Origin of the sequence: Trebonia kvetii, assembly GCF_007827045.1 — a bacterium.
GTDB classification, from domain to species: Bacteria; Actinomycetota; Actinomycetes; order Streptosporangiales; family Streptosporangiaceae; genus Trebonia; species Trebonia kvetii.
In genome coordinates, this window is sequence record NZ_RPFW01000001.1 from 1,670,407 (window position 1) to 1,689,312 (window position 18,906).

The following is an 18,906-nucleotide window of genomic DNA, read 5'->3' on the forward strand; positions in this document are numbered from 1 at the left end:
GCACACCGTCACGATACAAGGTTGCGGATACCCAAACAAGTCGGGAAGTTCGGTATACGCCCGCAAAATATCCATGCAGAACCATAGCGACGAAACTCACGCCCGTTGGGGCTGCCGTGCGGTCCTAAGCTTGAGCTATGGCTGAGTTCTCCTACACGGATCTGCTGCCGCTCGGGCACGACGAGACCACCTACCGGAAGATCGCCGAAGCCGGCGTCGAGGCGACGCAGGCGTTCGGGCGGTCGTTCCTGTCAGTTGATCCTGAGGCGCTCACGCTGCTGAGCCGGACCGCCTTCCGGGACATCGCCCACCTGCTTCGCCCGTCGCACCTGCGGCAGCTGCGGTCCATCCTCGACGACCCCGAGGCCTCGCCCAACGACCGCTACGTCGCGCGCGACCTGCTGCAGAACGCCAACATCGCGGCCGGCGGCATCCTGCCCATGTGCCAGGACACCGGGACGGCCATCGTGATGGGCAAGCGCGGCCAGGGAGTGCTCACCGACGGGCGTGACGAGGAGCACCTGGCCCGCGGGGTGTACGACGCTTACACCCAGCTCAACCTGCGCTACTCGCAGATGGCGCCGCTGACCATGTGGGACGAGAAGAACACCGGGTCGAACCTGCCCGCACAGATTGAGCTTTACGCGACGGATGGCGACGCGTACAAGTTCCTGTTCATGGCCAAGGGCGGCGGCTCGGCTAACAAGTCGTACCTGTACCAGGAGACGAAGGCGGTGCTGAACCCGGCCCGGATGGCCTCATTCCTCGAGGAGAAGATCCGGACCATCGGTACCTCGGCCTGCCCGCCGTACCACCTGGCCATCGTGGTCGGCGGCACCAGTGCGGAGTTCGCGCTCAAGACCGCCAAATATGCTTCAGCCCGGTATCTCGACACCCTGCCCACCGCGGGATCGCTTGACGCCAACGGTTTCAGGGACCTGGAGCTCGAGCAGACCGTTCTTGACATCACCAGGAAGATCGGGATCGGCGCGCAGTTCGGCGGCAAGTACTTCTGCCACGACGTGCGGGTGATCAGGCTGCCGCGGCACGGGGCGTCCTGCCCGGTGGCGATCGCCGTCTCGTGTTCCGCTGACCGGCAGGCGCTCGGCAAGATCACCCGCGACGGCGTCTTCCTTGAGCAGCTCGAGACCGACCCGGCGCAGTACCTGCCCGACCCCGCGTCGGTCACCGACGACGCGGCGGAGGTCGTCGCCATCGACCTCAACAGGCCAATGTCCGAGATTCGCGCCGAGCTGACCAAGTACCCGGTAAAGACGCGGCTTTCGCTGACCGGGACGGTGATCGTCGCCAGGGACATCGCCCACGCGAAGATCGCCGAGCGGCTCGACGCGGGTGAGCCGATGCCCGATTACCTGCGCGATCACCCCGTCTACTACGCGGGTCCCGCGAAGACTCCCGCGGGCTATGCGTCGGGGTCCTTCGGGCCGACCACGGCGGGCCGGATGGACTCCTACGTGGAGCGGTTCCAGGCAGCCGGAGGGTCGTTCGTTATGCTGGCCAAGGGGAACCGGTCCGCGGCCGTGACGGAGGCGTGCAAGCGCTACGGCGGCTTCTACCTCGGCTCGATCGGCGGCGCTGCCGCGCGACTCGCGCAGGACTGCATTACCAAGGTTGAAGTGCTGGAATACCCGGAACTTGGCATGGAGGCGGTGTGGAAAATCGAGGTCAAGGACTTTCCCGCCTTCATCATTGTCGACGACAAGGGCAACGATTTCTTTGCCGAGGCCGCCGGCCCGTTGCTGTCAATCGGCAGCCACCCCTAATCGCTGATATGGTCCGGCTATGCCCCCTATGACAGGACGGGTCATCGCCGGGCGATACAACCTGCAGCACCCCATCGGACGTGGAGCCATGGGCGTGGTGTGGCGTGCGCGCGATCAGCTTCTTGACCGTGACGTGGCGGTCAAAGAGGTCGTGATCTCGGCCATGATCGGCGAGGACGAGAAGCGCAACGCCTACCAGCGCACGCTGCGCGAGGCACGGACCGCCGCGCGCCTGTCGCACCGCGGCGTGGTCGCGGTGTACGACGTCGCCGAGGAAGACGGCCGTCCCTGGATCGTCATGGAACTCGTCCCTTCGCGGTCACTCGACGCGGTGCTCACCGTCGAGGGCCGGCTCTCCGCGGCGCGCACCTGCCGGATCGGCCAGCAGCTGCTGTCCGCGCTCGCGGCCGCGCACACCGCAGGCGTGCTGCACCGCGACGTGAAGCCGAGCAACGTCCTGATCGCGACCGACAAAATCGGCGACAGCTGGGACGAGCGCGCGGTGCTTACCGACTTCGGCATCGCCCAGTTCGAGGGCGACCCCCGGCTCACGCAGACCGGGATGGTCATGGGCTCACCCGGGTTCACCGCGCCCGAGCGGATCCGGGGCGGCGACGCCACGTCCGGCTCCGACCTGTGGTCGCTCGGTGCCACGCTCTACGCGGCCGTGGAGGGGCGCGGGCCGTACGAGCAGCGCGGCGGCGCGATCACCACGATGTCCGCGATCATCAACGAGGACGCACCCGTGGCGCCGCACGCCGGCGAGCTCGCGCCGCTGATCGCCGCGCTGCTGCGCCGCGATCCGTCCACCCGGCCGTCCGCGGGGGCAGCGGCGCGGATGTTCGCACAGGTGCTGCCGCGGCTCACCGAAGCGCCCGCCGAGAAGCCCGCCGTGGCGCACCCGCCGACGGCACTCGCCGAGTTCGTGCCACCACCGGCCGCCCCAGGGGTGTCCGCCCCGGTGACCCCGCCGAAGAGTCCCTCGCGGGATGAGGCGCCCGAAGCAGCCGGCGTGCAGGAGCCTGCCGCGGCCGCGGCCGCCGCCGAGGCCGATGCTGAACTCGCCGCCAAGGCGGTGGCCGCGCCGGGCGCGGCGGGCTCCGGCAGCGACGCGGAGCAGGCGGCGCAACAGGAACCGGCACCGGCCAAGGTCGCGCCGAAGGCGAAGGCGGAGACCGAGGACGAGGCCGGTGCGGCTGCGGAGCCGGCGGCCGCCGATGCCGTGGCCGGAGAGGCGAAGCCCGCGGCCACGCTGCTCGACGCCCGTCCGGTCACGGAGAGCGACCGCGGCGCGGAGACCGTGATCGCCGACGACGGCCCGCTCGGCTACCGTCCCACCCAGGTCGCGATCCCGGTGGCGCGGGAGGACACGGCGGCGCCGCCGCAGCCACGGCCCGTCCCGCCGGGCTCCGGGCAACAGCGCAATCCTGCGCCTCCCCGGCCCACGCCGTCGTTCACCGCCTCGAAGCCATCCGACCGGATGACACCGACGTTCTCCGCGGCGAGCCCGGCAAGCCCCGCGAGCCCGGCGCAGCCATCCCGCCCGGCCCCCCAGGCTCAGGACCCGCGATCCGGCTACGGGCACGGCAACGCGGCGGCGGCCGCGTACGCGGGCAGCACGGCACCCTACACGCCGGGCGCCGGTCCGTACGCTCCCCAGGGCGGCCAGTACGCAGGTCCCTCGCAGCAGTACCCGGACCTCGCGCAGCAGTACGCGCCGGGCTCAGGCGGCGGCCGGGCGGGCCGGCGCCGGGGCGGGGCACGCTGGGTCATCTGGCTCGCGGTGGCCGTCATCATCGCGGCCGCGATCGGCGTGGGGACGGCGCTGGCACTGAACAAGAACAAGACCAACGAGAACGCCGCCAACGCGGGCAACACGAGCACCGCCGGCGGCACGGGCACCCCGGCACCCTCGGTGGCGGACACGCCGGTCAAGTACAAGTCGGTCAACGCGCTGAACGACCCGTCTACGGTGCTCCCGTCGGGCTTCACCTCGTACACGGTGACCGCGGCAGACGCGGGAAGTCCCGCCGTCGCCGGATTCACGATCGACATTCCGTCGGGCTGGAAGGAGCAGCGCAGCGGCCCGGTCACCGACTTCCTCGGCCCCGACAACATGAAGTTCGAGGTCGACATGACGTCGCAGGCCACCCCGGACATGGTCGTCGCGGCGCATAGCGTCGAGAAGCAGGCCGTGGGCAACGGGACGTACCCCGGTTACAAGCTGGAGGCCATCGATCCGGTTCCGGTCAGGCACACCAACGGCGCAATCTGGAAGTTCCACTGGAACTTCAAGGGAGCGGGAGTCCAGTACACCGCGGACGACATCTTCTACCACGCGCCGACCTCCGCCGGGGCGCAAGACTACGCGTTCTACTTCCGGTCGCCGTCAAGCAACTTCGACCAGGAGACGCTGCCCACGGCCGAGAAGATACTGTCTACCTTCCAGATCGTCACGAGCTGACCGGCTCGCAAGACAAGCCAGCAAGCCCGGTTCCCCTAGGGAACCGGGCCTGCTGCGTTGCTATCGCGGTCCGATCAGTACCAGTTGGCGGACTGCTCGTGCGTCCACGCGCCGCACGGCGAGCCGTAGCGGTCGTGGATGTAGCCGAGTCCCCAGCGGATCTGCGTGGCGGGGTTGGTCTGCCAGTCGGAACCGGCGCTGGCCATCAGCGATCCGTGCAGCGCCTGCGGGATGCCGTACGCGCCTGAGCTCGGGTTCATGGCGCTCGGGTTCCAGCCACTCTCGTGGTACCAGAGCGGCTCCAGGCAGGAGAACTGGCTTGCCTTCCAGCCGAACTGGCCAAGCATCTGCTGCGCGATCTGCCGCGGCGAGCCGGTGGGGTGGGCAGCCTTGGCAGCGGCAGCCTTGGCAGCGCCAGCCTTCGCCAGCGCGGCCTTATGCGCGGCGGCCTTCGCCGCGGCAGCCTTCGCCGCGGCGGCCTTGGCGGCGGCCGCCTTGCTCGAGGCGACTTCCCTGGCGTGGTGCTCGGCCGCGGCGCGCATGTGGTCGAAGGCCGCCACCTGCTTGCCCGCGAGAGCGTCGGTGGTCCGCACGGCGTGCGCCGCCATCGTCACCTGGCGGTGATCGAACGCGGTCGGCGAGGCGGTGGCGGTGCTCGACGAGGCCGCGGCGGTGGTGGCGGGGAGCACGGCGGCGGCAGCGGAAATGGCCGTCGCGACGGTGAGGGTGCCGGCGGCGGCCACCGTCGCCACCCGGGCACGCTTGCCGGAGAAGAACGAGGGCAGGGGGAAATGCCTTGCCAAAAGAGAACCTTTGGTCATTCGCGCTATGCGCGATCGCTTTCCACCTCTGACGCCACCATCCGCGCGGAGGGAAAAGGCGCGGCAGGCATCGGCACGCGGATCTGGCGCGGGGGCAAGGCGCCGGCCGCTCAGGGCGGCCATTGATCTCGCGGGCGAGGTGCTGTTGTTTGCAATCGCGTCGTATAACACGCCCCCGTTGCGCTGGCATTCCGCCGTTTCCCCTGTTCAGGACAGTCGGTGAGCCATTGCAGGCACGAATCGCCGCTCTCGCCTGGATTACCGTTACCTGCCGGTAACCTGTGTGAGCTGAGCCACTTCGGCAAATCCATCTCGTTTTCTCACAATGAGTAACTGGATGAATTCATAACGTGTTCGTATATTCGCTGTCGCGCACGGGATCTCCGGGCTGCCGGCCGGCCGTCCGGGGATGACGAACGGGGCCCGGATGATGATCCGGGCCCCGCTTGTGCCTAATACCAGCCGAAAGCTTCCTCGTGCCCCCATGCGGCGCACGGGGAGCCGTAGCTGCCCTGGATGTAGCCAAGACCCCAGCGGATCTGCGTAGCCGGGTTCGTCTGCCAGTCCGAGCCGGCGGACGCCATCTTCCCTCCGGGCAGCGCCTGCGGAATCCCGTACGCGCCCGAACTCGGGTTTTCCGCGTACACGTTCCAGCCGCTTTCCTGCTGCCACAGCGAGTCGAGGCAGGAGAACTGGCCCGCCCAGCCGTATTCGGCGAGCATCTGCTCGGCGATCTGCTGTGGCGTCCCCGAGGGAACCTGCTGCACTGAGACTTGCTGCACCGCTGGCGGCTGTGCCGCCGCCTGCTCGGCCGCGGCCCGCTGTGCCGCCGCCTGAGCGGCGGCCTGCCTGGCCGCCTCTCGTGCTGCGGCGGCGCGCGCCGCCGCGGCACGAGCCCTGGCCGCGCGCTCCGCCGCCGCGCGCTCCGCCACGGCGCGCTGGGCCGCCGCGCGTGCGGCGTTCGCCGCGGCCCGCGCGGCCGCGGCCCGGCCCGCCGCCCGCATGATGACGATCTGGCTGGTGAGGACGGCCTGAGCCGCCCGGGCCGCGCGGCCATTGGTCTGTGAGTGAACGTAACTGACATCAGCGGCCGCGATCGGCGACGCTGGCGATGCCCGTCCAAGGGCGGCCACGGTCCCGGTCGCCGTGAGGCAGAGCACGCCTCCAACGACGAGAACGGTGACCCTGCGAGAAAGGTTGATCGAACCGAGGCGTGGCAGTTGCCGTGCCAAAGGAGAGCCTTCAGTTGGACGCGTTACCGCACCGTGCGGTCAACGTCTGCCGTCACCCTTGACGAGCGGGCGCGATTCCCCCTCCGGCAATCAGCATTCGGAGAAAGCGCATGCGCTGGGCCGCGGACTTGGCACGGGTCAGGGTGCCAGGCCACCCAGGTGGTAACCATCACGCGGCCAGGGTGCTTCCGCAAATGCAAATCCCAAAGAATCGCCGGGTTAAACGTTGTCATGGTACGTGATACAGATCACAGTTCATCTTGCAACCCAGGCGGGGCAAGGAAAAGCGTTGATTAAACGTATAAATTGGGCAAACTAAATGGCAGACGTGACCAAGATCACATCCGCCATTTAAGGTGATTTCTCCGCTCGGCTCACATCGCCAATGCAGGTCAGTAGTAGCCGTAATTAACCTCGTTCTGCCACGCGCCGCAGGGCGTGCCGTAGGTCGACTTAATGTAGCCAAGACCCCAATTGATTTGCGTAGCGGGGTTCGTCTGCCAGTCCGAGCCGGACGAGGCCATCTTGTTGCCGGGCAGCGACTGCGGGATGCCGTACGCGCCGGAGTAGGGATTTTCCGCGTACACGTTCCAGCCGCTCTCGCGCTGCCACAGCTGGTACAGGCAGGGCCACTGCGTCGCCGTGTCGAAGCCGAAGCTCGCGAGCATGCTCTTGCCGGTCTGCTCGGCGGCTGTGGGGTCCGCGGGCACCGCCAGCGTAGTGACGCCGGTGCCGCCGGTGGTCTGGGTCGAGGTCGACGTGCTCGAGTTCTCCGCCGCCAGGATCTCCGAGGGATTGGCCGTCACCGGCTTGGCCGCGACCGTGAGGGTCTTCGACGCGGCGGTCATCGCGATCAGCGTCTGCCGCTCCTGCTCGAGCAACGCGACCGAGCCGCTGTTGCCGAGGCCGTCGATGGACTCAAAGAGGCTGCTCGCGCCGGTGCCCTTCGGGTTCATGACCTTGGCCGCTCCCCACACCACCACGACGAGCAGCAGGGCGAGACACGCCGCGGGCACCGCGATGCCAGTCCGCCGCAGCAGCCCGCGCTTCTTCTTGCGCGTGCTCCGCGATCCTGCCGGGATGGTGCTCGCGGGGCCGGTGCCAGCCGGGCCAGCGACAGGAGTCAGCGAGTCGTCGTCCGACGCTCGCGGTCGCTCCGCCAGCATCGCTGTCCGATGTCGTGACAACGCAGTCCCTTCGGTCCATGTCGTGCATATATCGCACCCATCCACCGCCGTTGATCAACGATGCCAGAAAGAAACATGGGCCGCCCGTGACTTCACAAAGAAAGGCTTCGTGGCTTACCTGCCATTCTGTGACGCTGATCACCGGCCTATAACACGCACCGTGACATCCGCTGGCCAACTGCGGGATGATCGGCCCATGACAACCGATCCCTTCGCGCTGGCCGAGGCGAGCGCCGCGGCGCTGCGTGGCCAAACCGGTGCCGAGAGTTTCGACGCCGCAGTTGTCCTCGGCTCGGGCTGGCTCGCCGCAGCGGACGCGCTCGGCACCACCGTGGCGGAGATATCCCTCGCAGACCTGGGCGGCTTTGCGCAACCGAGCGTAAAGGGTCATGCACCATCCGTCCGGTATATCCGAATGGGAAAACTGCACATCCTGGCTTACCTGGGGCGCATTCATCTATACGAAGGGCACGACCCGAACGCGGTCACCCACGGCGTGCGTACGGCCGTCGCGGCGGGGTGCCGGACCATCGTGCTGACCAACGCGGCGGGCGGCATCAACCCTGCCTTTGGGGTGGGCCAGCCGGTCCTGGTCAGCGACCACATCAACCTCACCGGCCGCTCCCCGCTCACGGGACCGCTGCCGCCGCAGGTGCCATCCCGGTTCACCGACCTTACTGAGGTGTACTCCGGGCGGCTGCGCGCGATGGCGCGGGAACTCGACCCGGCACTGCCCGAGGGTGTCTACGCCGGACTCCCCGGGCCGCACTTCGAGACGCCAGCCGAGATCAGGATGCTTCGCACCGCTGGCGCCGATCTGGTCGGCATGTCCACCGTGATGGAGGCGATCGCCGCGCGGCACCTGGGCGCCGAGGTGCTAGGCATTTCGCTGGTCACCAACCCGGCCGCGGGGCTGTCGCAGGAGCCGATCGACCACAAGGACGTGCTCGCCGCCGCGCGGGAGCCCGCGGCCAGGGTCGGCTCCCTGCTCGCGGAGCTGCTGCCGCGAGGCTGAGGCCGCTGACAGCGCTGAGGCTCAGAAACGAAGCGAAAGGTCCCCCGAAGCGGTGCGCCGGGGGACCTTTGCCCAACCGATGAGCTAGTGCAGGAACTTGAGCAGGTGCGCCACGTCCGGCGTGCCGATGCCGGTCACCGGGTCCCAGACGTTGCCCGCCGAGTAGCCGGTGATGTTCACCGGGTTGTTGTTCGCGTCGGTCAGCGAGACGCTGTTGTTGCCGGTGGTCACGTCGTGGAAGATGTAGCCGGCCTTCGGTCCGTGCGAGAGCAGGTAGAGGGCGGGGTTGAGGAAGCCGAGCCGGTGGTGCGCGGCCTGGTCGGCGAGCGCGGTGATCGCCGCCCACTGCGGTGAGCCCGCGCTGGTGCCACCGAAAGAACGAGGTGCCGTCGCAGGTCGGCAGGGCGCCGCCGTCGTCACCGGAGGAGGCGAACACCGACATGCCCTGGAGAGCGGCGGCGGCGAATAGCAGCTCATCCGCCTTGGTGATCGACGGGCCCTGGCAGATCTCGGCCTCGCCGTAGCTCTGCGAAAGCACCGAGCCGAGATGGTGACCCACCACGTACTTCAGCGCGCTGAGGATGTCGGCGTCCTGGTCGCTCATGGAGACCACCAGGTCGATGGTCGCCGCGGGCGCGACGGCGTGCGCCGACTCCACGTCGAGCGCGATCTCGCCGGACCAGTTGACCTCGTCGGCGTTGTTCGTGTCGAAGGCCGGCTGGCCGTCCGGGTAGATGACGTTGAGGTTCGCCGCGGGAAGGCCGAACGTGGTGTCCTCCACGTTGAGGTCCTGGCTGAACAACGCAGCCATTACATGGCGAAGACGCATGCTCATCCTTTCCTTGCATGGACAGTTTTGTCCTGCTAACTTCCGCCTATGCCCTCGCGAGGCAGGCGAGGAGCCTGGCGCAGCAGGTACTCATACCCCGCCCGCAGCTGCCCCGGCGCCCACACGTCGGCACGCTTGGCGACGGTGTCCGCTTCCTGTCCCCACACCCGCACCGGCCCCGCCGCCATCGCGTCGAGCTGGGTGCGGCAGGCCCGGTCGAGCAGCACCGCGGTCATCACGGCGGCGGGCAGGTCGGGCCCCGCCGTGACAATCCCGTGCTGCGGCAGCAGGATGGCGATCGCGTCACCGAGCGCGGCGGCGAGCGCCTCGCCGAGCGACCGGTTCTTGATCAGCCCGCCGGTCACGCCGAATCGGGGAATCTCCGGATAGCAGAACAGCGATCCCGCATGGTCGAGCGGAAGCAGCGGCACGCCGAGCGCGGCGAACTGGCAGGCGGCGGCGGAGTGCGTGTGCACCACCGCGCCCAGGTCCGGCCTCGCCGCCATGATCTCGGTGTGAATCGGGTACTCGATGTGCCGCGGCCCGGTTCCGGCCAGCACGTCACCGGTGGGCGAGACGAGCACGATCCGGCTGGCGTCGATCTCCTCGAAGCCCCAGCCGGAGGCCTTCATCCAGACGCCGCGGCCATCCGGGTCCCTGACGCTTGGGTGCCCCCACACCATGTCGGCCTGCCCCGCGGCGGCAAGCAGCCGGCAGCCGTCCACCGCAAGCCTGATCGCCGCGTCCTCATCAGCGGGAACGTAATCGTCGGTCATGGGTCTTCAACCTAGTCAGGCCGGGCCGAGGTCGTCGAGAAGTATGCCGTCACGCCGCCGCCGTAGGCGGCGCACTCGCCGCACGAAGCCGCACACCGCCGCGGGCAGCGCCAGCGTGAGCAGGGACGCGGAGATCATGTTCCCCGTCGGCGCGCCGTGCCAGACGGTATGTCCACTCATGGTGTGCCATTTTCTCCGCGCGGCACGGCCTCGATCAACCAGGAAGCAGGAACCCGCCCGGCCGGCGGAACCGGCGCGGGCTCGCCCGCATCTAAGGCTTAAGTGATGCCAATGAGTACGGAGGACAGGATGCGACAGCGGCCAGCGGTGCCACGAATCGGGGCACTGGGAATAGCGGTGCTTGGCGTCACGGGGCTCGTCATCACCGGGCTGACCGGATGCTCAGCGGCGTCCAGTTCGGCCACGGCGGCTCAGGCGCCCGCCACGGCGACAGCAGCGGCGACGGCGACCGGAACAGCGAAGGCGACAGGGACGGCGAAGGCGACGCCCACCGGGACCGCGTCGAAGGCTCCCGTCGACCGCTACATGCCCGCCCTGCTCGCCGTGCGGGGAAAGTTCGAGATGGTCGGCGGCCCGATACAGCCCGGCAAGACAAGCACGCCGGTCAGGCCGTTGTCTGGCGTGATCACCTTCCGCGGCAGCGGCGGTGACGCACTCAACGTCACGGTCGGCGCGTCGGGGACGTTCAGCGTGAACCTCGCCCCTGGCAGCTACACGGTCACCGGGCGGAGCAAGCACCTCGAGCAGCAGAACGCCGACGGGACCGTTAGCGACCCGCCATGCTCATCCCCGGTGCGGCTGACCGTGCGGGCAGGCACTCCGGCACACGTTACTGTTGTGTGCGCCGTTCCCTAATAGGCCTGTCAGCCAAGGCAGAAAAGACGCATCATGGGACCGTGGCATACCAGCAAGGGCAGTCCTTGTGCCCTCAATGCGGCAGCGGCGATCAGGTCCGCACAGCCCGCGAGTTTTTCGACATGATGAACGGCGCGCGGGAGCAGGCCATGCAGCGCGCCGCACAGCTCGGTTTCGGCGGTCAGGCTCAGCCCCAGGGCTGGAACCAGGGGCAGCCGCAGGGCTCAAGCGACGACGGCGACTACGACCACTACAACGTCGAGGGATCCGACCGCCAGCTCCGCCGCGGCCGGAACTGGAACAGCGGCCGGCGCGACAATGACTTCGACCTCGGCGGCGACAACATCGCGGAAGACATCGGCGGCGCGGTCTTCGGCGTTGCGCTCGGCTTCGCCGGGCGGGCCATCGGCAAGCGCGTGAAGAAGGCCTTCGAGGACAAGGTTGTGCCCGCCATGCAGGCCAGGGCCGCCCAGACGCAGCAGCAGTGGGAGCAGTCGAAGGCGGAGCAGGACGCCATCGTGGCGCGCTACCCCGAGCTGCGCGGCTGCATGAAGGACCAGGTGATCTTCCTGGACGGCGGCCAGCGGACGGTACCTGTCAGCGAGCTCAAGCAGCCGGTCACACTGGCGCAGGCCGACTCCATCGTGACGCGGCTTCGCTAAAGGCAAGGTCAAAGGCGAGAGTATTCGGAACGGGGGGTCGTCCCACCGGGAGACATCCCGGTTTTGGCGCCCGGTACGGTGGCGCTCTTTGCCACCGGGCGCCGAAACCGGTTCGATGTCACCGCCCCCGCGTACGCTCTCTCCATGAGCATGGTGCACCGCCTCAGCCGGCAGGACGCCCGACGGATCGCGGTGCGCGCGCAGCTGCTGACCGCGGAGTGCCCGCCTGACCTAGTCACGGCGGTCCGCCGCCTGACCGCGCTGCAGCTCGACCCGGTCAGCGCCGTGGCGCCGAGCGCCGACCTGGTGGCGTGGTCCAGGCTCGGCGCCGGCTACCGCCCGGAGCACCTGCGGTCGGCGCTCGACCGCAGGGACCTGATCGAACTCCAGGCATTCCTGCGGCCCGCCGAGGACATCGCGGCGTACCGCGCGGAGATGACAGCCTGGCCTGGCCCTGGTGAACTGCGGGACTGGCAGGTCTTCTACGCCGAGTGGGTGGCGGCGAACGACGCTTGCCGCCGTGACATCCTCGCCCGGCTACGCGCGGGCGGCCCGCTGCCGTCGCGCGAGCTGCCAGACAGCTGTGCCAGGCCGTGGCAGTCCACCGGCTGGACCAACAACAAGAACATCACCAAGCTGCTGGATCTCATGGCGCAGCGCGGCGAGGTCGCGGTCGCCGGGCGCCGGGGCAAGGAACGGCTGTGGGACCTGGCCGAGCGGGTCTACCCGGACCACCCGGGCCTCCCCCACGAGGAGGCCAAGCGGGAACGGGAACGCAGGCGGCTGCGCGCCCTTGGCATCGCACGCAGCACCGGGCAGGCAACCCTGGTCGAGCCCATCGGGACCGGCGAGGCGGGCGAGCCGGCTGAGGTTGACGGCGTTCGTGGCAGGTGGCGGGTCGACCCGGCGTACCTCGATGCGCTTGGCGGACCGTTCGACGGGCGGGCGGCGCTGCTGTCGCCATTCGACCGGCTGGTGCACGACCGGGTCCGCGCGCAGGAGATCTTCGACTTCGAGTACCAGCTGGAGATGTACAAGCCGGCTGCGAAGCGGCGCTGGGGCTACTACGCGCTGCCGATCCTGTATGGCGACCGGCTGGTCGGCAAGCTGGACGCCACCGCCGACCGCAAGGCGGGGGTGCTGACGATCAGCGCGGTCCATCAGGACGTTCCGTTTACCGCTGACATGACCGCCGCGATCGACGCGGAGATCGACTGCCTCGCGGCCTGGCTCGGCCTGGAGCGGACCGGCCGCTAACTGCGGTACGGCCTCAGTCCGGCTGCGTGAGCAGGTGACAGGCGATGGCGGCGGCGGCCACCACGTTGAGCGAGTCGACGCCCGCGGCACGCGCGGCCGGGTTCATCGGGATGCGCACCGTCAGGTCGGCCTCGTCCTGCCAGCGCGCCGACAGCCCGTCTCCCTCGGTGCCGAGGAGCAGCGCGACCCGCGAGGCCGCGCACAGCGCGCCGGCGATCGGCGCGGCCCGGTCGTCCGGGGTGAGCGCGAGCAACCGGAAGCCGCTGGCCTTCAGTTCCGCGAGGCCGTCGTACCAGCCGGTCATCCGGGCATAGGGGATTGCGAACACCGCGCCCATGGAGACCTTCACCGCGCGCCGGTAGAGCGGGTCGGCGCAGCGCGGCGACAGGACCACCGCGTCCACGCCGAGCGCGGCAGCGCACCGGAAGATCGCCCCGACGTTGCCGTGATCCACCAGGTCCTCGAGGACGACCACCCGGCGTACCGCACCGACCACGTCGCGGACCGCGGGAAGCGGCCGCCGCGACAGTGACGCGAGCGCTCCCCGGTGCACCCGGAACCCGGTGAGGCTCTCGGCGACATCGTCGGGAACGACAAACACCGGCACGTCCTGCCGCATGCTCTGGCAGGCCTCGCCGAGCGCGGGCAGGTCGCCGAGCCGGGCGCGGCCGAGCAGCATCGAGCGCACCGGGTATCCGGCGGCGACGGCGCGGGTGATGACCTTGGTGCCCTCCGCGATGAACAGGCCGTGCTCGGCCTCCAGGTGCGTCCGCAGTCCGGCGTCGGTGAGCCGGGTGTAGTCCGCCAGCCGGTCATCGCCGGCGCTGCCGATCTCGACGGTGCGCATCATGGCTCTAGTGTGTCCTATGGTCAGGGAACGACCCTGCGCACCACGAGGCCGTCGCCGAACCTCGCGACCGGAACGGAGTGGTTCACCGCCTGCTGCAGCAGCGGAATGCCCGCGATCGTCCCGGCGATCTGGTCGCTTATCACCACATAGCCGATGGACCGCCAGCCGTCGGCCAGCTCCCCCTGGCTCTGGGCGTTCGAGCTGGTCTTCTGCACCCACAGCGGGTTGAGTCCCGCCCGCTTCAGGTCGAGCCAGAGGTAGTCGTCCACCACCACGACGTCTCGCTTCGGCACGTTGCGCTCTACCCAGGCGGTCGCGGCAAGCGTGCTCGCCGCACCGCTGCGCCCGGCCTGCCGCACCAGGGTCCCGGACCACTGGGGTATCACCACGATCAGCGCGGTGGCCGCGGCGGCGAGCACGATGAGCCTGCAGGCCGCCTCGACAAGACGCGAGTTCGCGGGCTCCCACAGCGTGTCGGCCACGCCGCCGATCAGCAGCGCGGCGAACGGGATCATCGCCGTGACGTAGAAGAACGGCAGGTATCCGCCGGTCAGCGCCATGGCCGTCTGGACTAGCAGCCCGAAGGCGAACGGGCGCAGCCGCCCGGTGAGCATCCCGGTCGGCACCAGCATCAGGGCGGCGAGCAGCAGCCAGCGGTCGGTGCCGAGCCACAGCGTGAGCAGGCTGTTGGCGAGCGTGCCGTTGGTGAGCAGGAACCCGCTGCCCTGGCGGCCGCCGAGCTGCCACCACAGCGCCCACAGCAGCGACACGTGACCGCTGCCGGGGAAGAGCTCGCCGCGCAGCGCGGCGTACAGCGGGTAGAACGCGCTGAACAGCGCGAAGGTGACGGTGTAGATCGACAGGTGCCACTTGCGGGTGTGCGGCTGTGCCTGCTGCCAGAGCACCCAGAACACGACAGGCAGCAAGATCGCGGTCGTCTCCTTGCTCAGCACGGCCACCGATGACCACACTCCGGCCCAGAACGCGGCGCTCAGGTTGCGCCGCCGCGAGGCGGCGGCGACCAGTGCGGCGAGCAGCCACAGGGTGCCGATGTTGTCGAGCGAGACCAGCCGGTGGTAGTAGACGGCGAGCGGCGAAAGGCCGAAAAGCGCCACCGTCACCGAGCTGGCGGTGCGGCGGAAGCCAAGCCTGCAGCACAGTACGTAGAGCAGCACGCAGCTCGCCACCGTGACCAGCACCATGAACTCGCGCCCTGCGTCTACGGCGCTCGAGTACCGCGCGAGCCCGTCGGTCAGCCAGAGGTACCCGGCGAGCTGCGCCCAGCCCAGCGGCGGGTGGTCGTACCAGTAGGTGTAGTTGGCCAGGTGATGCGGATCGATCATCGCCCACGCCTCGGCCACGTACGTGCCCTCGTCCTCGTCGACCCACCCGGGCCAGCCCTGGAGATTCCAGGCAGTCGCGACGATGACGAGGACCAGGGGGATGCCGAGCGCGATCAGCGGCGCCCGGTGCCAGGTGACCCAGGCACGCAGCCGCCGTGCAAGCGTTTGCGCGGCGCGGCGCAGCGCGCTCGCGATGGACCGTGCCCGCCCGGCGACCGGGCCCGGTGCGGGCAGTACTGCGGTGCGGGCGCTCACGCGGCCGTGGTCATCGAACCGGAAACGCCGCGGTGCTCGGCGACGCGGCCGGTCTTGTACCAGGTCTTGTCGCCGGTGGCGTACTTGTAGACGGCGACAGTCGCAGCGCCGGAGAGGACCACCTGGTACAGCGGCGAAAGGAACATCAGCGAGGCGTAATGCCACGGGCTCGCCTTCTTGCCGTACTTCACGCAGAAGTCGTGCAGCCCGATGAGCTGGGTGACCAGGGTGAGCCCGATCGGGATATAGGGCGTGAACAGCAGCAGCGCCACCCCTACGGGCGTGCTCGTGAGCAGGCCAATGACGATGGCGGCGGGCAGCATGACGAACGAGATGGCCTGCAGGATGGGTGTCGCCAGGATGTAGCCGGCCAGCACCCTCTGCCGCAGCGTCGGCATCTTCAGCCAGCGGCCGACGAGGAACTCCTCGATGAACCCGCGGACCCAGCGGTCCCGCTGCCAGAACAGCGAGCCGGCCTCCTTGTTGAATATGGACGGCGGCGCCTCCTCGCGCGTGGTCAGCCGCGCGCTGTAGGCGGTGGCCACCTTCGCGCCAAACTCGGTGGACAGCCGCACCCCGAGCGCGCAGTCCTCGGTGATCGACAGCGGCCAGCCGCCCGCCCGCTCGAGCATCTCCCGGCGGACGAAGACGGTGTTACCGCCGAGCGGCACGAACCCGGTGCTCGCGTGGAAGGCCATCCGGCTGGTGAACCAGAAGAAGTACTCGAGCACGTTGTGCACCTGGAACCACTTGCCGAGGCCCGAACCCAGGTTCATCAGCTGCACGCCCCCTTGGACGACGTCGGCGCCGCTGCGCGCCAGTAGCGCCTCCGCGTGGACCAGGAGATCCTCGGCGACGTCGTCCTCGGCGTCGATCACGCCGATCACGTCCCCCATGCAGACGTCGAGCGCCCTGTTGAGCTGCTGCGCCTTGGTCGGGTTGGCGTAATGGTCGGTGATGATCGTGATGTTGTTGGCTAGCAGGTTCTCTCTGACGACCGCGCGGACCGCGTCGATCGTCGACGTGTCGTCGTCGCACAGCGACACCACGATGTGATAGCGCGGGTGCGTCTGGCGCAGCAGGCCGCGCAGGGTATCGCCGATGACGTTCGCCTCATCGCGCAGCGGCACGATGATGTCGAAGGACAGCTTTTCCGAGCCAGGCTGCACCGGCTCTGGCCAGGCGATCTCCGCGCTGGCGACCGGCGTGCGCCAGCCGTAGAGCCGCCAGCGGGCCTCGGTCCCGCCGATGACAAGATTGAACGCCGTCGCGATGAGCAGGAATGCGGGCACGGCCGGCGGCGCGATCGCGTACCAGGCCACGCAGAGCCCGGCGGCGGCCGCCGCCACTGCCAGTGCCACTGCCAGCCGGCGGACGGCGCGCGCCCGGTGCCGGATCACCGCTCTCCGGGCACGCAAATAGGACCGCCTGATGGCGTACAGCATGTGGTTTCCCCCCAGCTAGCCGCTCCATGATCTAGCCGAGGGGCGCGCGCTCCCGAAAAACCGCTGCCACCAGCAAAGATCCCCCACCCTCGGTATTCCGGCTCTCCCATGCCGGGCTCCCGACCCATGCCCGCCTCCGGCGCCAACCCGAGTTCGGACTGGTCACATTGTCCAGTCCCGCCCCAGACGTTGGGTTACATTCAGGCTAAAAGTGTGGGTCACAACATCATCGCGGCTGATATCAGGACACGTTCACCGTTGGAGATGATTCGCCATCTGAGTTACCCGAACCCGTTCTGTACCAGTTATTCAAGTAAGTCGAATTGATTGCGGTTTCCTTATCACCTATGGAAGCCTCTCCGGGGGGCCGCCCGCCGGCCGATACCAGACGGCTTACAGGAGAGACGCGTGGTGAAAACTCGGATACTGCTGGCCGCGGGTGCGGCCCTTAGCGCGGCCGCGTTGGCCTTGACCGTGCCGGCGATGGCCGGCGCGACAGCCAGCCCGGCCGCCGCGACGGCCGCGACGCACATGGTGACGGCGACCTCGCTCGGCGGCGCGGTGCGCCCGGTGAGCGCGGCGGCCCCGGCCGCACGGTCCGGCACAGCGCCAGCAAGCGCCGCCGCGGCGTCCTGCGCGGAACCCGCCTGCAACCTGACGTACCACGGGGGTCGCGTCCAGCACTCGCCGCACGTCTACCTGCTGTTCTGGGGACCCAAGTGGAAGACCGCCGCCGCAGAGAAGGCCGCGGCGAGCTACCTGCAGAAGTTCTTCAAGGGGGTCGGCAAGTCCCCGCAGGACAACTGGTCGGTGGCCATGATGCAGTACCCGGACGGCAAGGGTCACCTGTCCGTCGGCAAGGCGGAATACGCGGGCACGCACGTTGACGCGGGCACGCCGCCCAAGACGGTGTCGCTCAACGACCTGGGCAACGAGGCAAACAAGGCGTTCAAGTACTTCGGCATCAAGGACCCGGACAACTCGCAGGTGATCGTCGCGCCCCAGTCTGGCACCTGCTACAAGACGACCTCGCTCGGGCAGTTCGAGGGCAACTGCGGCAAGCCGCTGCCGGCCTCATCGGCGACGCTCAACTACTGCGCTTACCACACGTACAACTACGACACCGCGAATGCCAACCTCTTCCTGCCCTGGATCACCCTGCCGTTCCAGCCCGACGCCAAGACGGACTGCGGCATGGGCTACATCAACAACCCGGGCACCTATGACGGGTTCAGCGTGGTCGGCGGCCACGAGAGCGCGGAGACCGCCACCGATCCGCAAGAGTCGGCCTGGTTTGACAGCAAGGACGGGATCAGCGGCGGCGAAATCGCCGACAAGTGCGCGTGGGGCGGCTCCGCGTGGGGCGGCCACGCCCCGGCCGGCAACCTTAAGCTCGCGACGGGCAACTTCGCCATGCAGAGCCTGTGGTCCAACGCGGCAGGCGGATGCGTGATGAGCGGCAAGCTCAACCTCACCGCCACTCCGCCCGCACCGCAGTCCAGCCTTCTCGGCAGCAAGGTCAGCCTGACGGTCAGCACGGCGGGCAACGGGCACGCCGCGCTCACCTTCACGGCGTCAGGCCTGCCGCACGGCCTGTCGGTCGGCAAGCACACCGGCAAGATCACCGGCACGCCCGGTATCACCGCCGGGACGTACCACCCGACGGTGAAGGTCTCCTACTACGCCGGCTCGGTCTCGATCAAGTTCAAGTGGTCGGTCGGCTCCCAGCCCGGCGCGATCAAGGGATTCGCCTCCAAGTGCGTCGACGACTACCTCGCCCACACCAGGAACGGCAAGATCGACCTGTGGACGTGTGACGGCAAGAGCCAGCAGCAGATCACCTTCGCCGCCAACGGCGAACTGAAGCTGCTCGGTCAGTGCGTCACCGCGTCCCAGACCGCGCTGCTCAAGCCGTGCTCGGCGGCGGCAAGCCAGGTGTGGCAGCGCACGTCAGGCGGCGAGTACGTGGTCAAGAGCACCGGGCGGTGCCTCACCGACCCCTCGTCGCGCAAGACCAACGGGACGCAGCTCACCCTGGCCACGTGCAAGAACTCGGCCAACCAGCACTGGACCCTGCCGTAGTGTTCGTCCGGCTGAGCCCGCCGCACCG

Annotated in this window: 17 protein-coding genes; 8 read left to right on the forward strand and 9 right to left on the reverse strand. The window is 69.0% G+C overall.

The genetic code is table 11. The features are described 5' to 3' along the window. The first annotated feature begins 137 nt into the window (after positions 1 to 137). Positions 138 to 1,784 carry a fumarate hydratase gene (locus EAS64_RS07595; RefSeq protein ID WP_145851916.1) on the forward strand — a complete coding sequence of 549 codons (1,647 nt, stop codon included), beginning with the start codon at positions 138 to 140 and terminating at the stop codon, positions 1,782 to 1,784. Between the two features lie 19 nt (positions 1,785 to 1,803). After that, the gene (locus EAS64_RS07600) at positions 1,804 to 4,248 is read left to right on the forward strand and encodes a serine/threonine-protein kinase (protein WP_145851917.1); all 2,445 of its coding nucleotides are present in this window, start codon (positions 1,804 to 1,806) and stop codon (positions 4,246 to 4,248) included. A gap of 74 nt (positions 4,249 to 4,322) precedes the next feature. On the opposite strand, the gene EAS64_RS07605 is transcribed toward EAS64_RS07600, so the two are convergent. The 3 genes from EAS64_RS07605 to EAS64_RS07615 all read right to left on the reverse strand — a co-directional run bounded on the left by EAS64_RS07605 (position 4,323) and on the right by EAS64_RS07615 (position 7,467). Further along, positions 4,323 to 5,051: an aggregation-promoting factor C-terminal-like domain-containing protein gene (locus EAS64_RS07605; RefSeq protein ID WP_246115560.1), complete on the reverse strand. Its 729-nt coding sequence runs from the start codon at positions 5,049 to 5,051 to the stop codon at positions 4,323 to 4,325. 470 nt (positions 5,052 to 5,521) lie between these two features. Beyond that, a complete protein-coding gene (locus tag EAS64_RS44595) occupies positions 5,522 to 6,229 on the reverse strand; it encodes an aggregation-promoting factor C-terminal-like domain-containing protein (protein WP_246115561.1) in 708 nt (235 codons plus the stop codon). 464 nt (positions 6,230 to 6,693) lie between these two features. Beyond that, positions 6,694 to 7,467, reverse strand: coding sequence for an aggregation-promoting factor C-terminal-like domain-containing protein (locus EAS64_RS07615; protein WP_246115562.1), 774 nt, complete (start codon positions 7,465 to 7,467; stop codon positions 6,694 to 6,696). 217 nt (positions 7,468 to 7,684) lie between these two features. Here EAS64_RS07615 and EAS64_RS07620 point away from each other — a divergent pair, with 217 nt between their 5' ends. Further along, positions 7,685 to 8,503, forward strand: a complete 819-nt coding sequence (locus EAS64_RS07620; protein WP_145851918.1) for a purine-nucleoside phosphorylase — start codon at positions 7,685 to 7,687, stop codon at positions 8,501 to 8,503. An 84-nt stretch (positions 8,504 to 8,587) separates the two neighbouring features. Here the strand turns inward: EAS64_RS07620 and EAS64_RS07625 are convergent, their stop codons facing one another. Continuing rightward, positions 8,588 to 8,923 carry a hypothetical protein gene (locus tag EAS64_RS07625; protein ID WP_145851919.1) on the reverse strand — a complete coding sequence of 112 codons (336 nt, stop codon included), beginning with the start codon at positions 8,921 to 8,923 and terminating at the stop codon, positions 8,588 to 8,590. Positions 8,924 to 9,084: 161 nt separating this feature from the next. Between EAS64_RS07625 and EAS64_RS43395 the strand changes: the two genes are divergently transcribed. Beyond that, positions 9,085 to 9,237, forward strand: a complete 153-nt coding sequence (locus EAS64_RS43395) for a hypothetical protein (protein ID WP_187365748.1) — start codon at positions 9,085 to 9,087, stop codon at positions 9,235 to 9,237. 130 nt (positions 9,238 to 9,367) lie between these two features. On the opposite strand, the gene EAS64_RS07630 is transcribed toward EAS64_RS43395, so the two are convergent. Next, positions 9,368 to 10,108: a class II aldolase/adducin family protein gene (locus tag EAS64_RS07630; RefSeq protein ID WP_145851920.1), complete on the reverse strand. Its 741-nt coding sequence runs from the start codon at positions 10,106 to 10,108 to the stop codon at positions 9,368 to 9,370. 15 nt (positions 10,109 to 10,123) lie between these two features. Next, positions 10,124 to 10,288 carry a hypothetical protein gene (locus EAS64_RS43400; protein ID WP_187365749.1) on the reverse strand — a complete coding sequence of 55 codons (165 nt, stop codon included), beginning with the start codon at positions 10,286 to 10,288 and terminating at the stop codon, positions 10,124 to 10,126. Between the two features lie 129 nt (positions 10,289 to 10,417). Here EAS64_RS43400 and EAS64_RS07635 point away from each other — a divergent pair, with 129 nt between their 5' ends. From EAS64_RS07635 to EAS64_RS07645, 3 genes are all read left to right on the forward strand, one after another. Further along, complete coding sequence (locus tag EAS64_RS07635; RefSeq protein ID WP_145851921.1) at positions 10,418 to 10,984, forward strand: hypothetical protein; 567 nt, start codon at positions 10,418 to 10,420, stop codon at positions 10,982 to 10,984. Positions 10,985 to 11,025: 41 nt separating this feature from the next. Further along, entirely contained in the window at positions 11,026 to 11,646 is a 621-nt protein-coding gene (locus EAS64_RS07640; RefSeq protein ID WP_145851922.1) for a hypothetical protein, read from the forward strand. Positions 11,647 to 11,790: 144 nt separating this feature from the next. Beyond that, positions 11,791 to 12,903 carry a DNA glycosylase AlkZ-like family protein gene (locus EAS64_RS07645; RefSeq protein ID WP_145851923.1) on the forward strand — a complete coding sequence of 371 codons (1,113 nt, stop codon included), beginning with the start codon at positions 11,791 to 11,793 and terminating at the stop codon, positions 12,901 to 12,903. A gap of 13 nt (positions 12,904 to 12,916) precedes the next feature. Here EAS64_RS07645 and EAS64_RS07650 read toward each other — a convergent pair whose 3' ends face one another. Genes EAS64_RS07650 through EAS64_RS07660 form a run of 3 tightly spaced genes read right to left on the reverse strand, consistent with a single transcriptional unit; the run spans position 12,917 to position 16,796 of the window. Beyond that, positions 12,917 to 13,750, reverse strand: a complete 834-nt coding sequence (locus EAS64_RS07650) for a TrmH family RNA methyltransferase (protein ID WP_145852415.1) — start codon at positions 13,748 to 13,750, stop codon at positions 12,917 to 12,919. Between the two features lie 23 nt (positions 13,751 to 13,773). Beyond that, on the reverse strand, positions 13,774 to 15,351 hold the full coding sequence (locus EAS64_RS07655) for an ArnT family glycosyltransferase (protein ID WP_145851924.1): 1,578 nt from the start codon (positions 15,349 to 15,351) through the stop codon (positions 13,774 to 13,776). After that, positions 15,348 to 16,796 (reverse strand): glycosyltransferase, encoded by a 1,449-nt coding sequence (locus EAS64_RS07660; protein ID WP_145851925.1) that lies wholly within the window; start codon positions 16,794 to 16,796, stop codon positions 15,348 to 15,350. Before EAS64_RS07660 ends, EAS64_RS07655 begins: the two co-directional genes overlap by 4 nt. Positions 16,797 to 17,207: 411 nt before the next feature. On the opposite strand from EAS64_RS07660, the gene EAS64_RS07665 reads away from it, so the two are divergent. Further along, positions 17,208 to 18,878, forward strand: coding sequence for a ricin-type beta-trefoil lectin domain protein (locus EAS64_RS07665; RefSeq protein ID WP_145851926.1), 1,671 nt, complete (start codon positions 17,208 to 17,210; stop codon positions 18,876 to 18,878). Positions 18,879 to 18,906 lie beyond the last annotated feature (28 nt).